Source organism: Citrobacter sp. KH_055_1, assembly GCF_057838705.1.
This window is the reverse complement of record NZ_CM174473.1, coordinates 2,353,983-2,378,485: the sequence shown is the minus strand read 5'-3', so window position 1 is coordinate 2,378,485 and position 24,503 is coordinate 2,353,983. Positions and strand designations below refer to the sequence as shown.

Genomic DNA, 24,503 nt, shown 5'->3' with positions numbered 1-24,503 from the left:
AAAGTGCGGGCTTCCCCGCACTCGTGAGTTAACCTGCAACAGCCATACCGACTGTCATATGCAGACCGTAAAACAATCCGCGGCCAATGATTTCACCGGCAAGCAGGAGAATTAAGCCGAGCGCCAGACCTGTAATATGAGGTTCTTTGCGGCGGATCAGGGGGCAAATCCAGCAACCCAGACCGGCGGCGAGCAACAGGATGCGCCAAACCTGCAAACGGCCATACTCGGGTACCAGCGCCGTTGCGTGTTGCACCGAACTGTGAATTTCACCGAGCGACACGCCCTGTAGAGCAATAACCCCAATGCAAACCAACAGGGCCAGAACGCTAATGCTGGCGTATGTCGCGGCGTTAAATGAGACGCGAACGGTACGCAGTAGCAGGGCAGCAAACAGCGGGCCACTCAGCAACACCGTCATGAAAAAGGCCACGGTGGTGTAACCATTATACCAGGTCGGCACGGTCTCTATCTGGTAAACCTGGGTCATCGCCCAGACAAATACAACGCCGAGGAGCATGCTCACCAGCAGCCAGATTTTACCCAGCGCTGCGGGCATTTTACCGAGAAAAGCCACCAGCCACCAGACGCCACCGATGGCGAAAAATAACGATCCGCTGGCTATTTCGTTACTCAGCGCCGAGGCACCGACCCGGTTTAGTGAATTAAGTGCCCGCAGTGGAGAGCCCAGGTGCATTACCGAGGCGAGAAACCCGATGCCCATCACCACCCACAGAAAGAACATGCTGCGAACGAGACGCTGTCTTGTCGCATCATCTTTGGCGGAGAGCCAACATAGCCCGCTCACAATCAGCGCGCCAACGACGCATTGTCCTAGTACCGTAAACAGTACCAGCGGCCGTTCATGCCATCCATTGCCCATGTTACACCTCCCTCGGGTTTGCCAGATAACCGGTGGTATCCCCGGTTGGACGGCTGTTGGCGTTGGGTTTAATCACAATGTTCGGTTTGGTAAAGTGTGCACCCGGTAGTGGAGCCACCGCCGCCAACGTCCCGTGCTTTTTGCGCAGTTCATCAATGGGGCCAAAGTCTAGCGCGCGTAACGGGCAGGACTCAACGCAGATGGGTTTTTTACCGTCGGCAACGCGGTCATGGCAGCCGTCACATTTGGTCATATGTCCTTTGGTCGCGTTGTACTGCGGAGCGCCGTAAGGGCAGGCCATATGACAATAGCGGCAGCCAATACACACGTCCTCATCAACAACGACAAAGCCATCTTCACGTTTATGCATGGCTCCGCTCGGACACACCTTAGTGCAGGCCGGATCTTCGCAGTGGTTACATGAGATCGACAAATAATAGGAGAAGACGTTTTGCTGCCAGACGCCGTTATCTTCCTGCCAGTCACCCCCTGCGTATTCGTAAATACGCCGGAAGCTAACATCCGGGGTTAAATCTTTATAGTCTTTACAGGCCAGTTCGCAGGTTTTGCAACCGGTGCAACGGGCGGAGTCGATAAAAAATCCGTACTGCGCATTCATGAGCTATTCCTTAAACCTTCTCAATCTCAACCAGGTTAGTGTGCTGCGGGTTACCTTTGGCTAACGGTGACGGGCGCTGGGTGGTGAGTGTGTTAACACAGGCACCATGGTCAATTTTGTCGCCAGACATATCAGCATCGTGCCAGGCACCCTGGCCCATTGCGCTAACGCCGGGGAGAATACGCGGGGTCACTTTTGCGGGAATACGCACTTCGCCACGATCGTTATAAACACGCACCATATCGCCATTGGAAATACCACGCTTTTGCGCATCCAGTGGGTTAATCCAGACTTCCTGGCGACAGGATGCTTTGAGAACGTCGATGTTGCCGTAGCTTGAGTGGGTTCGAGATTTATAGTGGAAACCAAATAGCTGTAGTGGGAAGTGACTGCGTTTGGGATCGTCCCAGCCTTCAAAGGTCGATGCGTAAACAGGCAGCGGACTAATCACGTCATCTTTCTCTAGTTCCCAGGTACGGGCAATTTTTGCCAGTCGACTCGAGTAGATCTCAATCTTGCCTGACGGTGTCTTCAGTGGATTGGCATCAGGGTCTTCGCGGAACTTCTTGTAGGCGACATAGTGCCCGTTAGGATCTTTACGCTTATAGATCCCCATTTTTTTTAGCTCATCATACGAAGGTAGTGCAGGGTCTTTAGCCAGCATTTTGGCATACAGGTACTGCAGCCATTGTTCTTGCGTGCGTCCTTCGGTAAACCGTTGGTGGATGTCGTCTCCAAGACGTTTCGCGATTTCGCTCATTATCCAGTAGATGGGTTTACGCTCGAATTTTGCGGAAGTCGCGGGTTGAATAAAAATCAGGTATCCCATATTCCCGGCGTAATCGTTCGGAATAATGTCTTCTTGTTCAACGGTCATCAGGTCGGGCAGCAGAATATCGGCATATTTGGCCGAGGAGGTCATGAAATTCTCAATGACCACAATCATTTCGCATTTCGAATCATCCTGCAGGATCTCATGCGTTTTATTGATATCCGAATGCTGATTGATAATGGTATTGCCCGCATAGTTCCAGATAAATTTAATCGGTACATCCAGCTTCTCTTTTCCGCGCACGCCGTCGCGGGTGGCAGTCATCTCGGTTCCACGTGCGATAGCGTCGGTCCAGCTAAAACAGGATATTTGCGTCTTGATGGGATTGTCGGGCAGCGGCATGCGCTCAATCGTAATGGTATAGGTGGATTCGCGTGCGCCACTGTTACCGCCGTTGATGCCCACATTACCGGTCAGGATGGGTAACATGGCAATGGCGCGGGAAGTCAGCTCACCGTTTGCCTGGCGCTGTGGCCCCCATCCTTGACAGATGTACGCTGGTTTGGCGCTCCCAATCTCTCTGGCCAATTTAATAATGCGCGCGGCTGGGATCCCGGTGATGTGCGATGCCCATTCTGGTGTTTTTGCAATGCCATCGTCGCCGTCACCCATTATATAGGCTTTATAATGTCCGTTTGCGGGAGCGTCGACCGGAAGGGTTTTCTCATCATAACCAATACAGTACTTGTCGAGGAACGGTTGATCGACAAGCTCCTCAGTAATCAGTACCCAGGCAATTCCTGCCACCAGTGCGGCGTCAGTGCCCGGACGAATCGGGATCCACTCATCTTCACGACCCGCTGCGGTATCGGTATAACGAGGGTCGATAACAATCATTCTGGCATTTGAGCGTTCCCGGGCTTGCTCCAGGAAGTAAGTAATACCGCCACCGCTCATACGCGTTTCGGCAGGATTATTGCCGAACATAACGACCAGTTTCGTGTTTTCGATGTCTGAAGTGCTATTGCCGTCGTTTGAGCCGTAGGTGTAGGGCATTGCGGCTGCAATTTGGGCCGTACTGTACGTCCCATAGTGGCTGAGGAAGCCGCCATAGCAGTTCATCAGGCGCGCCACTAGCGAGGCATAAGGGGAAGAACGGGTAATGTTGCCACCGACAATGCCGGAGGTGTAGTTAATGTATACCGCTTCATTGCCGTATTTCTGTATGGTATTTTTTAGACCGGCGCTGATGGTGTCCAGGGCTTCCTGCCAGCTAATACGTTCAAATTTACCTTCACCACGTTTACCAACACGCTTCATAGGATAATTAAGCCTGTCAGGGTGATTAATACGTCGGCGGATAGAGCGACCGCGCAGGCAGGCGCGGACCTGGTGATTACCATAGATGTCATCGCCGGTATTGTCGGTGTCTACCCAACAAACTTCGTCATCTTTGACATGTAACTGCAAAGCACAGCGACTGCCGCAGTTAACTGAGCATGCGCCCCAGACGATTTTTTCTTCAACCGGCGAGATTGATTGCTGTACCGCAGCGGCAGCGGTACGCATCCCGAAAGGCAGTGACACGCCTCCTGCGGCAAGCGCGAGTGTACCGATAGCCGAGGACTTCACTAACGTCCTGCGGCTAATACCTCCATATTGGTCAACTTCAGACATAACCCACTCCATTATAGTTATCGCTATATATTACGCGTCACAACGAAATTAATAGCATGCTAATGATGGACTGAGTTTACCTATTCTGGGGTAGGGCTTATTAATGCATATCAAATTAAGCGTAACCCTCCGCGAACGGAGGGCAGGTTTATTGCGGTTCGGCGGGGTGACCGTCCTGAGACGGCGTACTATTGGCGGGGGCGTTGCCGTTGCTGGTACGCGCGTAAAGGATTTTATGCGTGTCGTTGGCACAATGTCCCACGACCAGAGAATCCGGTCGATCGGCCTGGTCGTTTGGCACGATACTTAAGGTGAAGCTGTCTTGTGCAACGCCATTATTAATAATACGCTGCTCAATATCGCTCCTGACTCTCTCGCACGATTCTGGCGCCGCCAGAACCTGTGGGGAGGCGAGGATAAGCAAACTTGCGACAATTCCTGTAGAGAATTTCATCACCAACTCCTTTCATGACAGACATTTATTAAGATTAGCATTTCTGGTGTAAATAACTGTATTTGCTAATATGATTGAGAATAATCTCTTTATGCCGGTGAAAAATGTGAAGAAACAGACCTTGTTAGGTTTCCTGTGCGTCGTGTTGATCGGCTGTGATAACGGCAAGGAGTTGGTTTCCTTCACGCCGGAAATGGCCAGTTTTTCCAATGAATTCGAGTTTGATCCGCTGCGTGGTACGGTAAAAGATTTCAGCCAGACACTGCTGAATGAGAACGGTGAAGTGGCCAAGCGTGTGCGTGGCACTCTCTCGCAAGAAGGCTGCTTTGATACGCTGGAATTACACGATACTGAGAGCAACAGCGGAATGGCGTTAGTGCTGGATGCTAACTATTACCTGGACGCCGAGACGCTGGAAAAAAAGATCCGTTTACAGGGGAAATGCCAGTTGGCGGAATTACCTGCTGCCGGGGTGGTGTGGGACACCGACGATAACGGCTTCGTTGTTTCAGGAACAGGGAAAGAAATGCAGGTGCAGTACCGGTACGACGCGGAGGGCTATCCGCTGGGAAAAACCACCATCAGTAAAGACAACACGTTACGTGTTAATGCGAAACCGTCAGCCGATCCGCTGAAAAAACTGGATTATACGGCAGAGAGTCTATTGAACGATCGTTCGTTGGGAAACGTCACGCAAACGTGTGAATACGATGATCATGCGAATCCGCTCAACTGCCAGCTTGTCATCGTTGATGATAGCGTGAAGCCGGCAGTTGAACACCATTACACGATTAAAAACACCATTGATTACTACTAACCGCGTTACTGTGCAGTAGCCTGCAACAGGTTGGAACCGGGTGTTTTATGTTCCGCCAGATACTGATGCTGGAAGATACACATGCGGATGGTGTTACGGTACTGTCCGTTAATAAAGAACTCGTGAATCAACTCGCCTTCCACCATAAAACCAAGTTTGCGGTAGATGTGAATGGCTTTTTCATTCTCTTTATCAACGATCAGATACAGCTTATATAAATTGAGTACGGTGAAACCGTAATCCATTGCCAGTTTTGCCGCGCGAGTGGCGAGACCTTTGCCCTGGAAATCTGGCGAAATAATGATCTGGAATTCGGCACGGCGGTGTACATGGTTAATTTCCACCAGTTCCACCAGACCGGCTTTTTCACCGTTGCACTCCACCACAAAGCGGCGTTCGCTTTGGTCATGAATATGCTTGTCATACAGGTCCGACAGCTCAACGAACGCTTCGTACGGTTCTTCGAACCAGTAACGCATCACGCTGGCATTGTTATCAAGCTGATGGACAAATCGTAAATCTTCACGCTCCAGCGGGCGCAACTTAACACTGAGGGCGCTTGTCATAACGTATCCTTTCCATTTCCTTTATTGGGCATAAAAATTATGGCGCGACGGTACGGCCGGTGCGGCGGTCAAGGCAGCGCAGGGTGTTCGGTTCCCAGTAGGCATTAATGTTGGCGCTTTGCTCGCATTTATCGCGGCTGTCAAAGGCCACGTCGGCTTTATCCCACTCTTTCTCGGTGCGCGTATTCACTTTCTGGCGTAACTGGCGCGTGTCGTTCCACTGTTCCTTTTCCATCGCCGCCTGTTGACGACTTTGGGCGCTGTCGCCGGACTCAATGACCAGTTTGCTGGTTTCAGCAAAGGCGGAGGAGGTGTATACAACCGCCGCCAGCGTCAACATGGCCGTCAGGCACAGGCGTTTGCTCAGTGTGTTGTTCATGGTGAATTCCTTTAATGAGAAAGGCAAAAAACGATAAAACAGGGTTAAATTCTACACCATTCCTGTTCCGGGTCATACCCGCCTGGCGGATATGGATAAACTGCCCGCATTCTGTCGTATCATGTTTAAACCAAACGTCACTGAATACTGTCCATGCTTAAAACGACATTACTTTTTTTCATCACCGCGCTGTGCGAAATTATCGGCTGCTTTTTACCTTGGCTCTGGTTAAAGCGAGGCGCAACGGCCTGGTTGCTTCTGCCAGCCGGGGTGTCACTGGCCTTGTTTGTCTGGTTGTTGACGCTGCACCCAGCCGCGAGCGGGCGCGTATACGCGGCGTATGGCGGCGTGTATGTGGTGACCGCACTGATGTGGCTTCGCATTGTCGATGGTGTAAAACTGAGCTTGTACGACTGGTCTGGCGCGCTGATCGCGCTGTGCGGAATGTTGATCATCGTGGCTGGATGGGGGCGCGCATAGCGCCTTTTTTTGTGATCAGCTAGCGATTTTACGATCATTATACTTGTATGGTAGTAGCTCAGTTGAGTAAATTTCCTGCATCAGACACAGCGATGTAAGGAATAGAGAATGAAGATTGTAGGGGCTGAAGTTTTTGTCACCTGTCCAGGGCGTAATTTCGTCACGCTGAAAATTACCACTGAGGACGGGATCACGGGGTTAGGTGATGCCACGCTGAACGGACGTGAGTTATCCGTTGCGTCCTATCTGAGGGACCATGTGTGTCCGCAACTTATTGGCCGCGACGCGCACCGCATTGAAGACATCTGGCAGTTCTTCTACAAAGGCGCGTACTGGCGTCGTGGTCCGGTCACGATGTCGGCGATATCTGCCGTTGATATGGCGCTGTGGGATATCAAAGCGAAAGCCGCGAATATGCCGCTTTATCAGCTGCTGGGTGGCGCGTCCCGCGAAGGCGTGATGGTTTACTGCCATACCACTGGCCGTACCATTGATGATGTGCTGGAAGATTACGCACGCCATCAGGAGATGGGCTTTAAAGCGATTCGCGTCCAGTGCGGCGTGCCGGGTATGAAAACCACCTACGGTATGTCAAAAGGCAAAGGCCTGGCCTATGAGCCAGCGACCAAAGGGCAATGGCCGGAAGAGCAGTTGTGGTCGACGGAAAAGTACCTTGATTTTACCCCTCAGTTATTTGACGCCGTGCGTAATACATTCGGCTTCAACGAACACCTGCTGCACGACATGCACCATCGCCTGACGCCGATTGAAGCCGCGCGGTTTGGCAAAAGCATTGAGCAGTATCGTTTGTTCTGGATGGAAGATCCGACGCCAGCTGAAAACCAGGAATGTTTCCGACTGATTCGCCAGCACACGGTGACGCCGATTGCGGTAGGGGAAGTCTTCAACAGTATCTGGGATTGCAAACAGCTGATCGAAGAACAGCTGATCGACTACATCCGCACCACCATTACCCATGCGGGTGGCATCACCGGCATGCGTCGCATTGCGGATTTTGCGTCGCTGTACCAGGTGCGCACCGGCTCTCACGGACCTTCTGATTTGTCACCTGTCTGCATGGCTGCTGCGCTGCACTTTGACCTGTGGGTGCCAAATTTCGGCGTACAAGAATATATGGGTTATTCCGAGCAGATGCTGGAGGTCTTCCCGCATAACTGGACGTTCGATAACGGCTATATGCACCCTGGTGACAAACCGGGTCTGGGTATTGAATTCGACGAAAAACTCGCGGCGAAATATCCGTACGATCCGGCCTATTTGCCCGTCGCGCGCCTGGAAGATGGCACTTTGTGGAACTGGTAAGGAGTGGTTTGCTATGAAAAGTATTGTGATTGAAAAAGCGAATACGCTGGTGATTGAAGAAAGAGCAATTCCTACTCCAGCGTCGGGCGAAGTCAGGGTCAAGATTAAGCTGGCAGGAATTTGTGGCTCCGATAGTCATATCTATCGTGGGCATAATCCCTTCGCAAAATATCCACGCGTCATCGGCCACGAGTTTTTTGGCATTATTGATGCGGTAGGCGAGGGTGTTGATCGTTCGCGTTTAGGCGAGCGAGTATCTGTTGATCCCGTGATCAGCTGTGGACACTGTTACCCCTGCTCAATAGGTAAACCGAACGTCTGCACGTCGTTGGTGGTGCTGGGCGTCCATCGTGATGGCGGTTTCAGTGAATTTGCTGTTGTACCGGCAAAAAATGCCTGGCCGATCCCGGACTCAGTGAAAGATGAGCATGCCGTTATGGTTGAGCCTTTTACTATTGCGGCAAACGTGACCGGACAAGTTAAACCCACAGAAAACGACATTGCGCTGATTTACGGTGCGGGGCCGATGGGGCTGACGACCGTTCAGGCACTTAAACGTGTTTATAACGTAAAAACGGTGGTGATTGCCGACAGGATTGAAGAACGTCTGGCAATGGCTAAACAGTGTGGTGCTGACTGGACCATAAATAATGGTCAGCAATCGCTACAGGATTTTCTGGCTGAAAAAGGGTTAAAACCCACAATCATCGTTGATGCAGCTTGTCATCCATCTATTTTACAGGAGGCTATTACGCTGGCGTCGCCGGCGGCACGGATTCTGTTGATGGGATTCTCCAGCGAACCTTGCCAGATTGTACAGCAGGGCATTACCGGGAAAGAACTTTCCATTTATTCATCACGGTTAAACGCGAATAAATTCCCGGTGGTTATTGATTGGCTGGTTAAAGGGCTTATCGACCCGAATAAATTGATTACCCACACTTTTGACTATCACCACGTTACAGACGCAATCGAATTGTTTGAGAAAGACCAGCAGCACTGCTGCAAAGTTTTACTCACATTCGCTGAATAATATTAATTACTGCGAGTAAGTGGTACGCATCTTACCTCTTAGAGATAGCCAATATGAATCAAGAAAAACACGAAAGATCAACGAAAGATCTGGTGAGAGCCGCCGTTTCAGGATGGTTAGGCACGGCTCTCGAATTTATGGATTTTCAGTTATATTCTTTGGGTGCCGCACTGGTATTCCATGAGATATTTTTCCCGGAACAATCAGCCGCCATGGCGCTCATTTTAGCGATGGGCACGTACGGAGCTGGTTATATTGCTCGTATCGTTGGGGCATTTATATTTGGAAAGATGGGGGACAGCATCGGGCGTAAAAAGGTGCTGTTCATTACCATCACCATGATGGGGATTTGTACCACGCTAATTGGCGTGCTGCCGACCTATGCGCAGATTGGTATCTTTGCGCCAGTGTTGCTGGTGACGCTGCGTATTGTGCAGGGATTGGGTGCCGGTGCTGAAATTTCTGGCGCGGGAACCATGCTTGCAGAGTATGCGCCAAAAGGAAAACGCGGCATTATTTCCTCCCTGGTTGCGATGGGAACAAACTGCGGGACGCTCAGCGCCACGGCCATCTGGGCGGTGATGTTCTTCGCGCTTGATCGCGAAGAGTTGTTAGCCTGGGGCTGGCGTATTCCGTTCCTGGCTAGTGTGGTGGTGATGATTTTCGCCATCTGGTTACGTATGAATCTCAAAGAAAGCCCGGTATTTGAGAAAGTAAATGATGGGGAAAATGCACCTGCATTGAATGACCCTTCAGAGAGTTCGCTGGGTGCGATGTTCAGCAGTAAATCTTTCTGGTTGGCAACCGGATTACGCTTTGGTCAGGCGGGTAACTCAGGTTTAATTCAGACCTTCCTTGCTGGTTATTTGGTACAGACGTTGTTATTTAATAAATCAATACCCACCGATGCGTTGATGATAAGTTCGGTTATTGGATTTATTACTATACCGCTTCTGGGATGGTTGTCTGATAAATATGGTCGTCGTTTGCCTTATATCATCCTGAATATATCAGCCATCATTCTGGCTTATCCAATGCTGTCTATTGTGGTTGATAATTCGTATAGTCCTGGCGTCATCATGACCGCGCTGATTGTTATCCATAACTTTGCCGTATTGGGGTTATTTGCCCTCGAAAATATCACCATGGCTGAAATGTTCGGTGCTCGTAATCGATTTACGCGCATGGCCATTTCAAAAGAGGCTGGCGGATTAGTGGCCGTTGGTTTTGGTCCCGTGTTAGCCGGTATTTTCTGTAACATGACCCAGTCCTGGTGGCCTATTTTAGTGATGGTCATTATCTACTCACTGATCGGTTTAGTTTCAGCACTCCTGATGCCTGAAGTTAAAGATCGTGACCTGAGTGTTCTGGAAGATGCGGCTGAGGTGAGTAAAACCGAGAAGATCCGTGCCGGTGCGACTCAGGTCAGTTGATGCGCTAATCAGCATGGTCGGGAATTCGGCCATGCTGTCACATAACTTCAAATGATGTCATACCAATAGTAAAAAGTTTAATGCAAATCAAAACATACAACCATACAGGCGTTACTCTGAGACAGTCCTGATTTCATTGATAAGTAGGTCATACCATGCAAAACAAACTCTTGGCAGCTAAGGCTGCACTTCCTGACTACGATCGTAGCAAACTGGTCCCACGTATTGTTCATCTGGGGTTTGGTGCGTTTCACCGTGCGCATCAGGGCGTTTACGCGGATATCCTGGCGGCCGAGCACAACAGTGACTGGGGATATTGCGAAGTTAACCTGATCGGCGGCGAGCAGCAGATTGCCGACCTGAAACAGCAGGATAATCTGTATACCGTCGCGGAAATGTCGGCCGATGCCTGGACGGCGAGAGTGGTTGGCGTTGTCAAAAACGCGCTGCATGCGCAGGTTGATGGTCTTGAGGCTGTTTTTGCCGCCCTGTGCGAACCGCAGGTGGCTATCGTTTCTCTCACTATTACCGAGAAAGGATACTGCCACTCCCCGGCAACTGGACAACTGATGCTGGAAAACCCGCTGATCGCCGCCGATCTGCAAAATCCGCATCAGCCCAAATCTGCGCCGGGCGTCATTGTTGAAGCGCTTGCTCGCCGCAAAGCTGCCGGTCTGGCCGCATTTACCGTGATGTCCTGCGATAACATGCCTGAAAACGGTCATGTCATGCGTAACGTGGTTACTGCGTACGCGCGTGCGGTGGACGCCGGGCTGGCAGACTGGATCGAACAGCATGTGACGTTCCCGTCGACCATGGTTGACCGTATTGTTCCTGCCGTAACGCCCGATACGCTGGATAAAATTGAACAGCTTACCGGCGTGCGCGATCCGGCGGGCGTGGCGTGTGAACCGTTCCGTCAGTGGGTAATTGAAGACAACTTTGTTGCCGGTCGTCCACAATGGGAAAAAGCAGGAGCTGAGCTGGTGGCCGATGTTATCCCGTTCGAAGAGATGAAGCTGCGTATGCTTAACGGCAGCCACTCTTTCCTCGCCTATCTCGGCTATCTGGCGGGATACCAACACATTAACGATTGTATGGGGGACGACAATTATCGTGTTGCCGCCCGTGCGCTGATGTTGCAGGAGCAGGCCCCGACGCTGAAAGTGAAAGGCGTTGATTTACAGCAGTATGCCGATCGTTTGATTGAACGTTACAGCAACCCGGCACTGCGTCACCGTACCTGGCAGATAGCAATGGACGGCAGCCAAAAACTTCCGCAGCGTATGCTCGATTCCGTACGCTGGCATCTTGTGCACGGCAGCCGTTTCGACCTGCTGGCGCTGGGTGTGGCGGGTTGGATGCGCTACGTAGGTGGCGTGGATGAAAAGGGCGACGCGATTGAGATTAGCGATCCGTTACTGCCGGTTATCCAGAATGCGGTGCAGAGCAGTAAAGAGGGCGAAGAACGTGTTCAGGCGCTGCTGGCAATCGATGCTATCTTTGGTCGTGAGCTGCCGCAGGTTGAGTTGTTCAGAACCCGAGTTACCGAAGCGTATCTGGCCTTACTGGCGGAAGGGGCGAAGGTGACGGTGGCGAAGTATGCCGCGAAATTGAAGTAACGACGTAAAACGTTGATGTCGCCATCCGGCTTATACTCCAGCCAGATGGCGCGTTATTTTCTGGCACTCACACCAATCAGTTCATACCCAGACGAATCAATTCCAGAGGGGCGTATTTACCTTCACAACCCTCGATTTCCACTGTTTTCCCGCGGCGAATTTGCTCTGCGGTCAGGCCATCGGAATCAATAGCCTTGATGCGGCCAGTAATGCCAGTGTCACTGATCATGACGCGGCTGCCGGTGGTGATTGCGTTACGGTTACGATCGTATGTTTTCATGGTGGTTTCTCCTCTCCAACTTACCGTCAAAGCCCGTGGGCTTTTAGACCCACGTAACGGGCGCAATATAAATACGCTTCTCGTTAAAGAATTTTTTTGTTTTCGATCAAAATCACAGCTTTTTTTTGGCGGTTCAGAGGGGGAGATAAAGGGATGCATAAACTCACCCCGGAACGAGGTGAGGGAGTGATTAATCTTCGCTAAACCAGTCGCTATTTTCCTGACGAATCAGCTGAACAGATTCACCGATTTCCTGCAGGTGCAACATCATCGCGCGCTCAACGGCATCGCTGTCATGCTTTTCCAGCGCGGCAAAAATGTCGTGATGCTGACGCAGGAGCATTTCCGGCGGGGAGACGTGATCGAGGCTCATATAGCGAACGCGATCGATGGTTGCCTTGATGTTTTCCACTGTGTCCCAGGCGAGCTGACAATCCGCTATTAACGCCAGCTTCTGATGAAACTCATCGTCCAGCAGGAAAAAATCGTTAAGCTGTTTACGATCAATAGCGATGCGCTGCTGATGCAGATTCTGCTCGAGCTGATAACACTGGTTGTCAGTGATCATCGACGCGGCGCGACGGGCAACCGCGCATTCAATGGCCTGGCGAACAAAACACCCATTTTGCACCTGCGACAGCGAAATCTTGTTCACGTAACTGCCACGCTGAGGACGGATCTGAATCAGGCCGTTCTCAGCCAGTTTGATGAATGCTTCGCGTACTGGCTGGCGTGATACATTAAAGCGGACGGAAACCTCTTTCTCCGAAAGCGGCGTACCGGGCGCAATCAGACACTGCACGATGTCGCGACGAAGAATACGATAAATCTGCTGATTTACCGGCTGTGTAGGGTTGAGTTGCGTTTCTACGGTCATTCATTCTTACTTTTTAGAGAGTTAACCCGAATACTTTATCACTTATTCGGTGGTATCTATACCCGGCACAAGGCCGGGTATAAAAATTAACCCCGGTGGACGCTCAAGCCTGCAAAAGACTGTGCAACAGGCATCATTTCAAGGGTGTTAATGTTGACATGCGCAGGTAATGACGCCACCCACCACACGGCTTCAGTGACATCCTCCGGCGTCAGCGCGGTGGTGTTTTCGTAGGCTTTGACGGCTTTATCATCGTCGCCTTTGAAACGCACGTTAGAGAACTCCGTACCGCCAACCAGGCCCGGTTCAATATCGGTCACGCGCACGGCAGTGCCATGCAGGTCGGTACGTAAGTTCAGGCTAAACTGGCGAACAAACGCTTTTGTTGCGCCATACACGTTACCTCCGGCATAGGGCCAGCTACCGGCGGTTGAACCGATATTGATAATATGACCACGATTACGTTCGACCATACCCGGCAGTACGGCACGGGTCATATAAATCAACCCTTTGTTGTTGGTGTCGATCATGGTTTCCCAGTCGTCAACGTTAGCCTTATGGGCCGGTTCAAGACCCAGCGCCAGACCGGCGTTGTTGACCAGAATATCTATGTTGCGCCATTCGGCTGGTAGGGCGGCCAGCATCTCTTCAATTGCGGCACGGTTACGTACGTCAAGTTGTGCGGTATACAGGTTATCGCCCAGCTCGTCTTTCAGCTCTTGCAGACGCTCATGGCGGCGTCCGGTGGCAATAACTTTATGCCCATTCTCAATAAAACGACGCGTAATGCACTCACCAAAACCTGCGGTTGCTCCGGTTACTAAAACGATCATCTCACTGTTCCTCAACGCTTTTTATGTGCTATTACCATACCACGTCAATAAATCGTTTTCAGGAGTGAAAGATGTCGTTAACGAATCCTTTTTTACGTCAAAGCACTTTGCCTTATCAGGCTCCGCCATTTGATCACATAGACGTGCATCATTACCGTCCCGCGTTTGACGAAGGTGTTCGGCAAAAGCGTGCCGAAATCGACGCCATTGTGCAAAATTCACAGCCCGCAAATTTTGCTAATACGCTGCTGGCACTTGAGCAGAGCGGGGCACTGTTAACGCGCGTCACCAGCGTGTTCTTTGCCATGACGGCAGCGCATACCAACGATGAATTACAGCGTCTTGATGAAGCGTTTTCCGCTGAGCTGGCGGCGCTGGCGAATGATATTTATCTTAACGCGGCACTTTTTGCGCGCGTAGAGGCCGTCTGGCGACAGCGTGCCGTGTTAGGACTGGATGCAGAGTCCTTACGGTTGTTGGAGGTCGTCTATCAGTGTTTTGTACTGGCTGGTGCCCAATTGAATGAAGAAGACAAAGCGCGTCTCAAATTGCTGAACACCGAATCAGCCACGCTGACAAGCCAGTTCAATCAGCGCCTGCTGGCGGCGAATAAATCAGGTGCCCTGGTGGTGGATAATGTCCATCAACTGGATGGATTAAGCCCGGAAGAGAAAGCCATGGCGGCTGCAATTGCCAGGGAGAAAGGGCTTCAGGACCATTGGGTTATCCCGCTGTTGAACACGACACAACAGCCTGCGCTTGCCGCGTTACATGACAGGCAGACCCGTGAGACGCTGTTTACCCGTGCATGGACGCGGGCTGAAAATAATGATGCCAACGATACGCGCGCCATCGTTCAGCGGCTGGCGGAAATCCGAATGCAGCAGGCGAAGTTACTTGGTTTTGCTCATTATGCAGCGTGGAAAATTGCCGACCAAATGGCAAAAACGTCGGAAGCAGCGCTCACTTTTATGCGCGCTATCGTTCCGGCTGCGCGTCGGAGAGTCCATGATGAACTGGCTGAAATCCAAAATGCCATAGATAAAGAGCAGGGCGATTTTAGCGTGCAGGCCTGGGACTGGGCCTATTATGCCGAACAGGTTCGCCGTGAAAAATATGCTCTAGATGAGGCACAGCTGAAACCCTATTTTGCGTTAGATACGGTGCTGAACGATGGTGTGTTCTGGACGGCAAACCAGCTCTATGGCATTACGTTTATCGAGCGTTTCGACATCCCTGTATATCACCCGGATGTACGGGTATGGGAAATTTTTGACCACGACGGCACGGGGCTGGCGTTGTTCTACGGTGATTTCTTTGCCCGGGAATCAAAAAGCGGTGGCGCATGGATGGGGAATTTTGTTGAGCAATCGATGCTTAACGAAACCAGACCGGTGATTTACAACGTCTGTAACTACCAAAAACCTGCCCAGGGTCAGCGCGCCTTGCTGCTGTGGGATGACGTCATTACGCTGTTCCATGAGTTTGGACACACGCTGCACGGCCTGTTTGCCAGTCAACGTTATGCCACACTCTCAGGAACCAATACCCCGCGTGATTTCGTTGAATTTCCTTCGCAAATTAATGAACACTGGGCGAGTCATCCACTGGTCTTTGCCCGCTACGCGCGCCATGTTGAAACCGGGGAAAGAATGCCAGAATCGCTGCAGGATAAGATGCAGCGGGCCAGCATGTTTAACAAGGGCTACGATATGACCGAGTTGCTCAGTGCCGCATTACTGGATATGCACTGGCACGCGTTGGAAAACGGCAAGAGGATATTGTCAGTAGCGGAGTTTGAGCCGTGTGCGCTGACTGCGGAAGGGCTGAATATTTCTGCTGTGCCGCCGCGTTATCGCAGCACTTATTTTGCTCATATTTTTGGTGGTGGCTATGCCGCGGGATATTACGCCTATTTATGGACGCAAATGTTGGCCGACGATGGCTATCAGTGGTTTGTCGAAAACGGTGGATTAACCCGTGAAAACGGCCAGTATTTTCGTGAGGCAATCCTCTCGCGCGGTAATAGTGCAGATTTGCATGGTCTGTATCCCGCATGGCGTGGGCGTGAACCAGGAATTAATGCAATGCTGCGCAACCGGGGATTAGAACAGTAGCCGGGATAATACGGTCAGCTTACAATCTGACCGTATTATCGGTGGCCGAGACTGCGGCATATTAATTACTATTAATAAATTTACATAAATTTTCTTTATAGCCGCTAAACTATTGTCTATCAGCAATACTCACACAGGGAAAGGATTCGTGATGATGAGAGAAACGGCAGAAATAGATTCAATCTTGATGGAGTTGAATCACTCGATTGATGCGCACTATAAATGGCTAGTCAAAATGTTTCACTGCGTGGTGTCATCTGATGTCACTCAGGCGGATATTTCAGGTAAGAATTCGCACTGTGCCTGTCAATTCGGACAGTGGCTTACCCCGCGTCTGGTCAAGGATGACGCAGATTATAGTTATTTGAGTAAGATAAATGCGGCCCATGAAAAAATGCATTTATTAGGTAAGGACTTGCTATCGGTAATAGTAGAAGAACGCAGTCAGTCATGGCATTTCGACAGTTTTCAGGATGCGCTTCTGGCTTTTACGTCGGCGGTGATGGATTATAAAATACATTTACTGACTATCCGCAGTAATATCGATGTATTAACCGGTTTACCTGGCCGAAGAATGCTGGATGAGTCTTTTGACCAGCAGTTACTTGACGCGCAACCGCTTAATTTATATTTATTATTGCTGGATATCGACCGTTTTAAATACGTCAATGATACCTACGGCCATCTGGTTGGTGACGTCGTACTGCGCAATCTGGCATCAAATTTATTGTCATGGACTCGTTATGATGAGATCGCGTATCGCTACGGTGGCGAAGAGTTCATCATTCTGATCAGAACAAAAACGGATGAGCAGGCATCTCTCGCGGGCTTGCGCCTGTGTCATCTCATTGAACAAAAAAAGATCCCTTACCCGCAGGGGGAGATTGATATTACGGTAACGGCCGGGATCACACGAGTTCGTCAGGGCGAAACGCTGGACACGGCTCTCGGGCGTGCTGACCGAGCCATGTATGAAGGGAAGCAGACTGGCAGGAATCGCTGCATGTTTATGGATGAACATGAGCAGATCACACGGGTGGGTGCCAAAGAGCGGGTAACGACGCAAGCCTGAGCGTGAGTTTTGTTGAGATGATTTGGTTTCGTTTAACGTTCATTGGGGTTGTTGATGATACGTTGGGTGACTATTCGTTATCTGCGCAGGGAATTGCCTGATAGCGTATAAAGCAAAACACAAATCTATCCATGCAAGCATTTACCGCTGGTTTATCCGGCGGTTTTTTTTACCTGTCGTTCAGGTAGTCGGCATTCAGGACAAAAAAATGGCCCCTTGAGCAGTGATGCTACAAGGGGCCGGTTCGGTGCAGGACTATCGTCGTTCATCAATCATCCCATCTGTGGCTAAAGTAGGCGGCCAGAAAACCAGAAAATAAAATAATTCCCAGAACGGCCATAAAAACATTCATATTACCCAGCATTGTCTATGCTCCTTTATTTGTGAGTTTCCTCTCTTACCTTAATTTCACCTCGTTAAGGACCATACTAGCAATTTAATCTTAAACAAAGATTGAACCAGGTGAATTATTTCGTCTGAATAGTAAAGTTATCGCGTTATTGGCAGAGAAAAATAAATAAGGATGTTAAAATATGCGGAGCAGGGAAAATATATCGGGGTTTTCTGAAAAAACGACAGGGCAGCACATGCTCTGTCGCCAGAGAAATTAACAGACTACAGGCTGGCCCCAGGGTTTAGCTCGCATGCCTTTTAGCATCAGCGCCCAGGCCAGAATGATGGCAATCATCAGCACCACAAACAGCGACCATGACGGCAGGGTCGTCAGAATAACGCCGCTGACTAACGGGTTAAATGCCGCGCCAAGCCAGCCCAGTGACTGGGCGGAGAAATAGCTCGCTTTCATCCCCGCGGGGGCAATGTTGTCGATAAGCATATATTCGCCCGGTGCGTAAATGATTTCGCCGATGGTAAAAAACGCTGCAGAAATGCCCCACATCAGCAGACTGTTGCCGGAAAAAATAAAACCCACTAATCCCAGCACAAAGAATAATGTTCCGCCGGCCATTAACGGGCGGATGTTGGCGCTGGAAAGACGGCGCCCGACGGCATATTGCAATGTAACCACCATTGCCGCGTTGACGGGCAGGACCACGGCCACCACTTTTTCTGCGAAATCACCGTCAGCAACCACCAGCACGTACTGAGAAATACAGGACGCAAATGCGCCGCCCACAAACGAGGCCAAAAACGCTGACAGGGTAAACCAGCATAACGCTTTATCGCGCAGCAGTACCGAGGGGGACCAGACGGATACGTTCAGTCCCTCGGATGGCACTTCTGAACGTTTCACCCACGTCTGGATAAATACCAACGGGAAGGCTGAGCAAAGCGCTGCCAGCCAGAACGGCAGGTTGATACTTTGCATCACCAGCAGCGTGCCGAGCGGCGGACCCACGGTCCAGCCAATGTTGAGTACTGTATAGTTAAGTGAGAAAATTTTGGTCTTGTTGGTGGCAGAGAGGTTATCGGCAAACCAGGCTTTCAGCACGGTGGCAAAGACGGAGTAGGCGCAGTTGATCAGGGCAAAAAGCAACACCACTACGATAACATTATGCACCAGAGGGATCGCGATAAAGCCAGACGCAAAACCGGTAATCGCCAGCAGCATATAGCGTTTTTTATCGAACTTATCGGCCAGAATACCGAAGCCCAGGCTGAAGATAACGCCAATAGTCAGGGCGACCGTCATGGCGTAACCAATCAGATCGACGCTCAGGCCGTACTGTCGGTTGAGATAGATGGTCATAAACGGGAGCGTGGCACCCCGCCCAATCGTCAGTAATAGTGAGGAGGCGAGTAAAGCGAGGGTGGATCTTCTCAGAGTGGTATTCATTTTCTTGCCCGACAATGCATGTTGTTATGTTTTTATTAAATTTCAGACAGAAATAGCACGGCAAAAGTGTGATGTACACTCAAAAAGTTGTCTGAAAATGCCCAGTTATACCTACCTGTATTAATGATCTGTTACCCGGCAACGATTTCCGCTACTTTAACTTGTTTACAAAAATTTAATAATTTCAGGGGCGGGTGAATGTCACGTAAAGACGGGTTGTTAGCACTACTGGTCGTGGTGGTATGGGGGCTAAATTTTGTCGTCATCAAAGTGGGCCTGCACAATATGCCGCCGCTGATGCTGGCAGGGCTACGTTTCCTACTGGTGGCATTTCCGGCTATTTTCTTTGTTGCCCGCCCGAAAATCCCTCTCTCATTGCTGCTCGGTTATGGCCTGACCATCAGCTTTGGCCAGTTCGCGTTTCTGTTCAGCGCCATAAAATTTGGCATGCCCGCTGGACTGGCGTCACTGGTATTGCAGGCGCAGGCATTTTTCACCATTGTGCTGGGCGCATTCGCTTTTGGTGAGCGTTTACAGGGCAAGCAACGGGTCGGCATCGCGCTGGCAGTGTTTGGCGTGCTGGTGTTGATCGAAGCCAGCCTGAATGGACAGCACGTGACGATGCTCGGCTTTATGCTGACGCTGGCGGCAGCGCTGAGTTGGGCCTGCGGCAATATCTTCAACAAGAAAATTATGCAACATGAATCCCGCCCGCCAGTGATGTCGCTGGTGGTGTGGAGTGCCTTGATCCCTATTTTACCGTTCTTTCTGGCATCGCTCGTCCTTGATGGCCCAGGTCTCATCGTACACAGCCTTATTGCTATTGATATGACGACTATTCTCTCACTGGTCTATCTGGCATTTGTGGCGACGATTGTGGGATACGGCATATGGGGTACGTTGCTGGGACGCTATGAGACCTGGCGCGTGGCCCCGCTGTCTTTACTCGTGCCAGTGGTTGGGCTGGCGAGTGCGGCAGTGTTACTGGATGAAACGCTAAGTGGGCTGCAACTTATCGGCGCGCTGTTGATTATGGCGGGGCTGTACATCAACGTGTTTGGTTTTCGTTTGCGCAGGACCGCTCAGGCGAGGGGATAACAGTAGCCCCGCCGTGGCGGGGCATCATGACTTATAAACTGCGCATGTTGTAATAAGGCACACCCAGTTCGTCGGACTTGTCGCTGCCGGCACCCATATGATTAAAATCAAACGGGGACTGCTCCTGCGTAGGAGGCATAATTATTGCGTCGCGATTATTGGGTGTTATGGGCTGCGCGGTTTGTTCCGCCATGCTCTGGCCCGAAACAACAAGCAGCAGGGCCAGCATTGCAGATGACAGAAGTTTCATGATTTCCTCGGTTACGTCTTTATCAGGCGATTAGCAGTTACATTGATTCAGCGGATGCAAATACCGGGATTCGCCGTGCATATTTGTCATACGGTACTTATGGGGGGGCACATCAAAATAGTTTTTGAAGGTCCGGGTCAGCGTTTGCTGAGACTCAAAGCCATAACGCTCCGCCAGGTAGAGGATCGGTTCGTTACTTTCTTTTAATTTTTGCGCTATTTCAGTCATTTTGCGGCTGCGGATATATTGACCTAATGAATGGCCGGTTTCTTTTTTAAACATCCGTTGCAGGTGCCATTTGGAGTAACCTGAACGCTCTGACACCTTTTCCAGTGACAGCGGTGATTCAAGGTTATTCTCGATCCAGTCCAAAATGCTATGAATAGTGATTGTGTCAGTATTGCGTCTGGACATCGTCATACCTCTTTCTGTTTACGGCAGGATTTTCTTAAGCAAATGCTCAAGTGTTGCCACTTCGTCCGCCGTTAAGTTTTTTGTTAGTTCCTGGTGCAGGTCTTGCCCGACTAATTGATGGCACTGCTCACAAATTGTCGCGCCATGCTCGGTGAGTTTCACCAGCACGCCGCGTTTGTCATGTGGATTAGGAAGTCTTTCAATCCAGCCTTTACAGGCCAGTCTGTCGAGCATACGCGTCAGCGCACCAAGATCGACAGACAGCACTTTTTTCAATTCAACAGGGGTGATGCACACCGCGCAGCGGATGGAGCAAAGCACCTTAAACTGCGATGCCGTGATATCCAGCGGTGACAGGTAGTCGTTTAGCAAACGATCTTTTTTTTGATTAACCATATAGATCAAACGGCCCAGTGGGATGATTTCGTTGAACAGATCACTGGTGTTTTTCACAATGGTTGCCCTGGCAAGTAGTTAGTCACGGCTGATATTATTGCTTAGGCAAATATAAGTCAAATGAATGGGTCGGCAAATGCCACGTTTTGCTAAAACGTCTGCACCTGGCTAACCGAACGTTCGTTTCAATATTTTGATTTCACAGGCTTATGCGTAGAGGAGAAAAATGAATCCTTACATCGCGAAAATGGCTTAAACGGGTGTTTTCACCGTATACTTGCCGTTGACGATTAACGCACAGGAAAGATGAATTATGATGGATTTGTTTAAGGCCATAGGTCTGGGACTGGTAGTCCTGTTACCGTTGGCGAACCCGTTAACCACCGTGGCGTTGTTCCTCGGCCTTGCCGGCAATATGAACAGCGCAGAGCGTAACCGTCAGTCATTAATGGCGTCTGTCTACGTGTTTGCCATCATGATGGTGGCGTACTATGCCGGGCAGGTGGTGATGAATACCTTCGGGATTTCGATTCCCGGATTGCGTATTGCGGGTGGGTTAATCGTTGCGTTTATCGGCTTTCGGATGCTGTTCCCGCAGCAGAAGGCGCACGACTCTCCGGAAGCGAGAAGTAAGTCAGAAGAACTTGTAGACGAACCGACGGCCAATATTGCCTTCGTGCCGCTGGCAATGCCCAGTACTGCCGGTCCGGGTACCATTGCGATGATCATCAGTTCGGCCTCGACCGTACGTCAAGGCTCTGAGTTTCCGGACTGGGTTATTATGGTCGCTCCACCGATTATTTTTGCGGTGATCGGGGTCATTCTGTGGGGCTGCCTGCGCAGTTCAGGCGGAATTATGCGTCTGGTCGGCAAAGGGGGCATTGAAGCGATTTCCCGTCTGATGGGCTTTTTGCTGGTGTGTATGGGCGTGCAGTTTATTATTAATGGCGTACTGGAAATTATCAAAACCTACGCATAAAACCTACGCTTAAAAAAAGGGTCAGGTATAGTCTACCGGACCCTTTTTTATGGCTAGTTAGGCTGTTCTTCCAGCGCGACCGGCCACTTGCGAAAGATAATCACGGACCATATCAGCGCAGCCAGTGCGGGTATCGCACCGATGTAACCGATTGTGGACATCGACCAGTGCAAACTGACCTGATTTCCCACCAGTGCGCCCGCGCCGATACCCAGATTAAAGATCCCGGAAAACAGCGCCATGGCGACGTCGGTGGCATCGGGTGCCAGCGCAAGCACTTTCACCTGCATCCCCAGACCTATCACCATAATGGCCACACCCCAGAAAATACTCAGTATGGCGAGGTGCATCTCGCTGTCAGCGGCTGGTAATAGCAGCACCAGGCACACCGTCAGTAACGCGATAGCCGCACTTATCAGCCCGGATGCATGCTGATTACCCAGCTTGCCAAAGATGAGGCTGCCGATAATGCCCGCCGCACCCAGAACCAGTAACAACACGGTCGCAAAATTGGCACTCAGTCCGGCAACGGTCTGAACAAAGGGTTCTATATAGCTGTAAGCCGTGTAGTGCGCGGTGACTACAATGACCGTCAGTAAATAAATGCTCATCAGCGCCGGGCGGCGAAACAGCAGCGGCAGGCTTTTTAGCGAGCCTGAATGCTCACTGGGTAGTTTTGGCAGCAGTTTAATCAGACAGAGCAAGGTGACTAATGCGGCGACGCCGATAGCGAAGAAGGTTGTGCGCCAGCCAAAATACTGGCCGACGATACGGCCAATAGGCAGACCCAGCACCATCGCCAGCGCGGTCCCGGTAGCAATCAGGCTCAACGCCTGCGCACGTTTGCCGGCGGGTGCCATGCGAATCGCTAATGACGCGGTAATCGACCAGAAAATGGCGTGTGCGAAGGCAATACCAATACGGCTAATGACCAGCACGGTAAAGTTCCATGCCAGGAAAGAGAGCACATGACTGGCGATAAACAGCGCGAAAAGGCAAATCAGAAGTTTGCGTCGCTCCACCTGACTGGTAAGCAGCATAAACGGCAGTGACATCAGGGCAACGACCCAGGCATAGATGGTCAGCATGATCCCGACCTGCGCTGTTTGCATATTAAAGCTTTGCGCGATGTCGGAGAGCAAACCGACGGGAACAAACTCCGTGGTATTGAAAATAAAAGCGGCAATAGCCAGCGTAACGACCCGTAGCCACGCGACCTTGCGGGAAACAGTGTGTGTTGTCATATCAAATAAATTGGATTAGCTGCGAAAAGGTGAGGTCACGATCTTAAAACGGTTACTGGTGAAAATACAATCATTTCGTGATTCAAATCACATTTTTATGCCTAATGCCTGGAAAGGAGGGCCGGGTGAACTTGCTCCACCCGGCGTCAGCTAATCTGCATTCTGCGCCAGTTGGGGGTTCAACACCTCAATAAATGCTTCCAGTTGTCGCGTCATCGCACCCCGACGCCAGACCAGCCATGTATTGAGCCAACGCCAGTTTTCACTCAACGGCCAGGCGTTAACTTGATGGTGTCCCGGCATACTTTCCAGCATCGATCGCGGAATCAGCGCAATTCCCGCCCCGGCAATCACGCAGGCGAGCATGCCGTGATACGACTCCATTTCATGGATGGTGCCCGGCATTGCGCGATCGGCGTGAAACCAGCTTTCAAAATGGCGGCGGTAAGAGCAGTTCGCGCGAAAGGCATAAATACTGCAGCCGTTAACGTCGCTGGCCCGCTGTATGGGGGCGTGTCCGTGAGGGGTAACGATCATCATCTCCTCAAGGTAGACCGGCATGCCTTCCAGTCCCGGGTGGGTGATCGGGCCATCGACAAAGGCGGCGCTCAGCGTCCCCTCCAGTACACCGTCCAGCATGGTGCCTGAAGGCCCTGTAGCCAACGCAAACTGGATTTTAGGGTAGCGTCGATTATATTCAGCCAGCGTCGCGGGAATGCGTACGGCAGCGGTGCTTTCCAGCGAACCGAGAGAGAACAGTCCCTGCGGCTCATCGCCAGCAACGACCATGCGTGCTTCCTCTACCAGGGCAAGGATCCGCTGGCTATAGCGCAAAAAATTGTGCCCGGACGGGGAAAGTCGCAGGCGCTGGTTTTCACGAATAAACAGATCGACGCCAAGGTCGGCTTCAAGCTGGCGAATACGCGTGGTGAGATTGGACGGCACACGATGTACCTTCGCGGCGGCCTGCGTAATGCTGCCGGTTTCCGCCACCGCATTGAACATTTCCAGTTGCGTCAGATCCATTATTTTTCTCTATTCGTGAATGGTGTAGTTAATATTATTCATTTTTCAGAAAGAGTAAATACGC

At 50.9% G+C, this 24,503-nt stretch carries 27 protein-coding genes; 10 read left to right on the top strand and 17 right to left on the bottom strand.

The genetic code is table 11. The features are described from left to right. Nucleotides 1-28: 28 nt before the first annotated feature. From AC3ITF_RS11050 to AC3ITF_RS11035, 4 genes are all read right to left on the bottom strand, one after another. Nucleotides 29-883 (bottom strand): dimethyl sulfoxide reductase anchor subunit family protein, encoded by an 855-nt coding sequence (locus tag AC3ITF_RS11050; RefSeq protein ID WP_489176424.1) that lies wholly within the window; start codon nucleotides 881-883, stop codon nucleotides 29-31. 1 nt (nucleotide 884) lies between these two features. Next, nucleotides 885-1,502 (bottom strand): DMSO/selenate family reductase complex B subunit, encoded by a 618-nt coding sequence (locus AC3ITF_RS11045; RefSeq protein WP_489176423.1) that lies wholly within the window; start codon nucleotides 1,500-1,502, stop codon nucleotides 885-887. 10 nt (nucleotides 1,503-1,512) lie between these two features. After that, nucleotides 1,513-3,951 carry a selenate/tellurate reductase subunit YnfE gene (gene ynfE, locus AC3ITF_RS11040; RefSeq protein ID WP_117343091.1) on the bottom strand — a complete coding sequence of 813 codons (2,439 nt, stop codon included), beginning with the start codon at nucleotides 3,949-3,951 and terminating at the stop codon, nucleotides 1,513-1,515. Between the two features lie 148 nt (nucleotides 3,952-4,099). Then, on the bottom strand, nucleotides 4,100-4,405 hold the full coding sequence (locus tag AC3ITF_RS11035) for a DUF1161 domain-containing protein (RefSeq protein ID WP_489176422.1): 306 nt from the start codon (nucleotides 4,403-4,405) through the stop codon (nucleotides 4,100-4,102). 106 nt (nucleotides 4,406-4,511) lie between these two features. Here AC3ITF_RS11035 and AC3ITF_RS11030 point away from each other — a divergent pair, with 106 nt between their 5' ends. Continuing rightward, nucleotides 4,512-5,222, top strand: a complete 711-nt coding sequence (locus AC3ITF_RS11030) for a YnfC family lipoprotein (RefSeq protein WP_489176441.1) — start codon at nucleotides 4,512-4,514, stop codon at nucleotides 5,220-5,222. 5 nt (nucleotides 5,223-5,227) lie between these two features. Here AC3ITF_RS11030 and speG read toward each other — a convergent pair whose 3' ends face one another. Further along, nucleotides 5,228-5,788, bottom strand: a complete 561-nt coding sequence (gene speG, locus AC3ITF_RS11025; protein WP_115258532.1) for a spermidine N1-acetyltransferase — start codon at nucleotides 5,786-5,788, stop codon at nucleotides 5,228-5,230. Between the two features lie 37 nt (nucleotides 5,789-5,825). Continuing rightward, the gene (locus AC3ITF_RS11020) at nucleotides 5,826-6,167 is read right to left on the bottom strand and encodes a DUF1283 family protein (RefSeq protein WP_096757095.1); all 342 of its coding nucleotides are present in this window, start codon (nucleotides 6,165-6,167) and stop codon (nucleotides 5,826-5,828) included. Between the two features lie 153 nt (nucleotides 6,168-6,320). Here AC3ITF_RS11020 and AC3ITF_RS11015 point away from each other — a divergent pair, with 153 nt between their 5' ends. The 5 genes from AC3ITF_RS11015 (at nucleotide 6,321) to AC3ITF_RS10995 (ending at nucleotide 12,058) form a co-directional block, all read left to right on the top strand. Continuing rightward, on the top strand, nucleotides 6,321-6,647 hold the full coding sequence (locus AC3ITF_RS11015; protein ID WP_096757094.1) for a YnfA family protein: 327 nt from the start codon (nucleotides 6,321-6,323) through the stop codon (nucleotides 6,645-6,647). A gap of 108 nt (nucleotides 6,648-6,755) precedes the next feature. Continuing rightward, nucleotides 6,756-7,970 carry a starvation-sensing protein RspA gene (gene rspA, locus AC3ITF_RS11010; RefSeq protein ID WP_489176421.1) on the top strand — a complete coding sequence of 405 codons (1,215 nt, stop codon included), beginning with the start codon at nucleotides 6,756-6,758 and terminating at the stop codon, nucleotides 7,968-7,970. Nucleotides 7,971-7,983: 13 nt separating this feature from the next. Continuing rightward, a complete protein-coding gene (locus AC3ITF_RS11005; protein ID WP_489176420.1) occupies nucleotides 7,984-9,003 on the top strand; it encodes a Zn-dependent oxidoreductase in 1,020 nt (339 codons plus the stop codon). 53 nt (nucleotides 9,004-9,056) lie between these two features. Continuing rightward, entirely contained in the window at nucleotides 9,057-10,436 is a 1,380-nt protein-coding gene (locus AC3ITF_RS11000) for an MFS transporter (protein WP_117343094.1), read from the top strand. Between the two features lie 155 nt (nucleotides 10,437-10,591). Beyond that, nucleotides 10,592-12,058, top strand: coding sequence for a mannitol dehydrogenase family protein (locus AC3ITF_RS10995; RefSeq protein WP_146716808.1), 1,467 nt, complete (start codon nucleotides 10,592-10,594; stop codon nucleotides 12,056-12,058). A 76-nt stretch (nucleotides 12,059-12,134) separates the two neighbouring features. Here AC3ITF_RS10995 and ydfZ read toward each other — a convergent pair whose 3' ends face one another. From ydfZ to ydfG, 3 genes are all read right to left on the bottom strand, one after another. Continuing rightward, nucleotides 12,135-12,338 carry a putative selenium delivery protein YdfZ gene (gene ydfZ, locus AC3ITF_RS10990; RefSeq protein WP_096757090.1) on the bottom strand — a complete coding sequence of 68 codons (204 nt, stop codon included), beginning with the start codon at nucleotides 12,336-12,338 and terminating at the stop codon, nucleotides 12,135-12,137. 190 nt (nucleotides 12,339-12,528) lie between these two features. Continuing rightward, complete coding sequence (locus AC3ITF_RS10985; protein ID WP_115258527.1) at nucleotides 12,529-13,215, bottom strand: GntR family transcriptional regulator; 687 nt, start codon at nucleotides 13,213-13,215, stop codon at nucleotides 12,529-12,531. An 86-nt stretch (nucleotides 13,216-13,301) separates the two neighbouring features. Then, nucleotides 13,302-14,048, bottom strand: a complete 747-nt coding sequence (ydfG, locus tag AC3ITF_RS10980) for a bifunctional NADP-dependent 3-hydroxy acid dehydrogenase/3-hydroxypropionate dehydrogenase YdfG (protein ID WP_096757088.1) — start codon at nucleotides 14,046-14,048, stop codon at nucleotides 13,302-13,304. A 71-nt stretch (nucleotides 14,049-14,119) separates the two neighbouring features. On the opposite strand from ydfG, the gene dcp reads away from it, so the two are divergent. Beyond that, nucleotides 14,120-16,165: a peptidyl-dipeptidase Dcp gene (dcp, locus tag AC3ITF_RS10975; protein ID WP_489176419.1), complete on the top strand. Its 2,046-nt coding sequence runs from the start codon at nucleotides 14,120-14,122 to the stop codon at nucleotides 16,163-16,165. Between the two features lie 151 nt (nucleotides 16,166-16,316). Next, a complete protein-coding gene (locus tag AC3ITF_RS10970) occupies nucleotides 16,317-17,237 on the top strand; it encodes a diguanylate cyclase (RefSeq protein WP_181625374.1) in 921 nt (306 codons plus the stop codon). Nucleotides 17,238-17,389: 152 nt separating this feature from the next. Here the strand turns inward: AC3ITF_RS10970 and AC3ITF_RS10965 are convergent, their stop codons facing one another. The 3 genes from AC3ITF_RS10965 to ydeE form a co-directional block, all read right to left on the bottom strand. After that, nucleotides 17,390-17,506 carry a hypothetical protein gene (locus AC3ITF_RS10965; protein ID WP_420838396.1) on the bottom strand — a complete coding sequence of 39 codons (117 nt, stop codon included), beginning with the start codon at nucleotides 17,504-17,506 and terminating at the stop codon, nucleotides 17,390-17,392. Further along, a complete protein-coding gene (mgtS, locus tag AC3ITF_RS10960; RefSeq protein ID WP_096757085.1) occupies nucleotides 17,506-17,601 on the bottom strand; it encodes a protein MgtS in 96 nt (31 codons plus the stop codon). The genes AC3ITF_RS10965 and mgtS overlap by 1 nt, the downstream gene beginning before the upstream one ends. A gap of 243 nt (nucleotides 17,602-17,844) precedes the next feature. After that, nucleotides 17,845-19,032 carry an efflux MFS transporter YdeE gene (ydeE, locus tag AC3ITF_RS10955; protein WP_489176418.1) on the bottom strand — a complete coding sequence of 396 codons (1,188 nt, stop codon included), beginning with the start codon at nucleotides 19,030-19,032 and terminating at the stop codon, nucleotides 17,845-17,847. 198 nt (nucleotides 19,033-19,230) lie between these two features. Between ydeE and eamA the strand changes: the two genes are divergently transcribed. Further along, entirely contained in the window at nucleotides 19,231-20,130 is a 900-nt protein-coding gene (gene eamA, locus AC3ITF_RS10950; RefSeq protein ID WP_117343106.1) for an O-acetylserine/cysteine exporter, read from the top strand. 31 nt (nucleotides 20,131-20,161) lie between these two features. On the opposite strand, the gene marB is transcribed toward eamA, so the two are convergent. Genes marB through marR form a run of 3 tightly spaced genes read right to left on the bottom strand, consistent with a single transcriptional unit; the run spans nucleotide 20,162 to nucleotide 21,247 of the window. Next, complete coding sequence (marB, locus tag AC3ITF_RS10945; protein ID WP_096757082.1) at nucleotides 20,162-20,380, bottom strand: multiple antibiotic resistance protein MarB; 219 nt, start codon at nucleotides 20,378-20,380, stop codon at nucleotides 20,162-20,164. A gap of 30 nt (nucleotides 20,381-20,410) precedes the next feature. Then, nucleotides 20,411-20,794 carry an MDR efflux pump AcrAB transcriptional activator MarA gene (gene marA, locus AC3ITF_RS10940; protein WP_138140554.1) on the bottom strand — a complete coding sequence of 128 codons (384 nt, stop codon included), beginning with the start codon at nucleotides 20,792-20,794 and terminating at the stop codon, nucleotides 20,411-20,413. 18 nt (nucleotides 20,795-20,812) lie between these two features. Beyond that, nucleotides 20,813-21,247, bottom strand: a complete 435-nt coding sequence (gene marR / locus AC3ITF_RS10935) for a multiple antibiotic resistance transcriptional regulator MarR (RefSeq protein WP_096757081.1) — start codon at nucleotides 21,245-21,247, stop codon at nucleotides 20,813-20,815. Between the two features lie 256 nt (nucleotides 21,248-21,503). Between marR and AC3ITF_RS10930 the strand changes: the two genes are divergently transcribed. After that, the gene (locus tag AC3ITF_RS10930) at nucleotides 21,504-22,169 is read left to right on the top strand and encodes a MarC family NAAT transporter (RefSeq protein WP_096757080.1); all 666 of its coding nucleotides are present in this window, start codon (nucleotides 21,504-21,506) and stop codon (nucleotides 22,167-22,169) included. Between the two features lie 53 nt (nucleotides 22,170-22,222). On the opposite strand, the gene AC3ITF_RS10925 is transcribed toward AC3ITF_RS10930, so the two are convergent. Next, entirely contained in the window at nucleotides 22,223-23,413 is a 1,191-nt protein-coding gene (locus tag AC3ITF_RS10925) for a sugar transporter (RefSeq protein WP_096757079.1), read from the bottom strand. A gap of 150 nt (nucleotides 23,414-23,563) precedes the next feature. After that, a complete protein-coding gene (gene ptrR / locus AC3ITF_RS10920) occupies nucleotides 23,564-24,439 on the bottom strand; it encodes a putrescine utilization regulator PtrR (RefSeq protein ID WP_115258521.1) in 876 nt (291 codons plus the stop codon). Nucleotides 24,440-24,503: the final 64 nt, after the last annotated feature.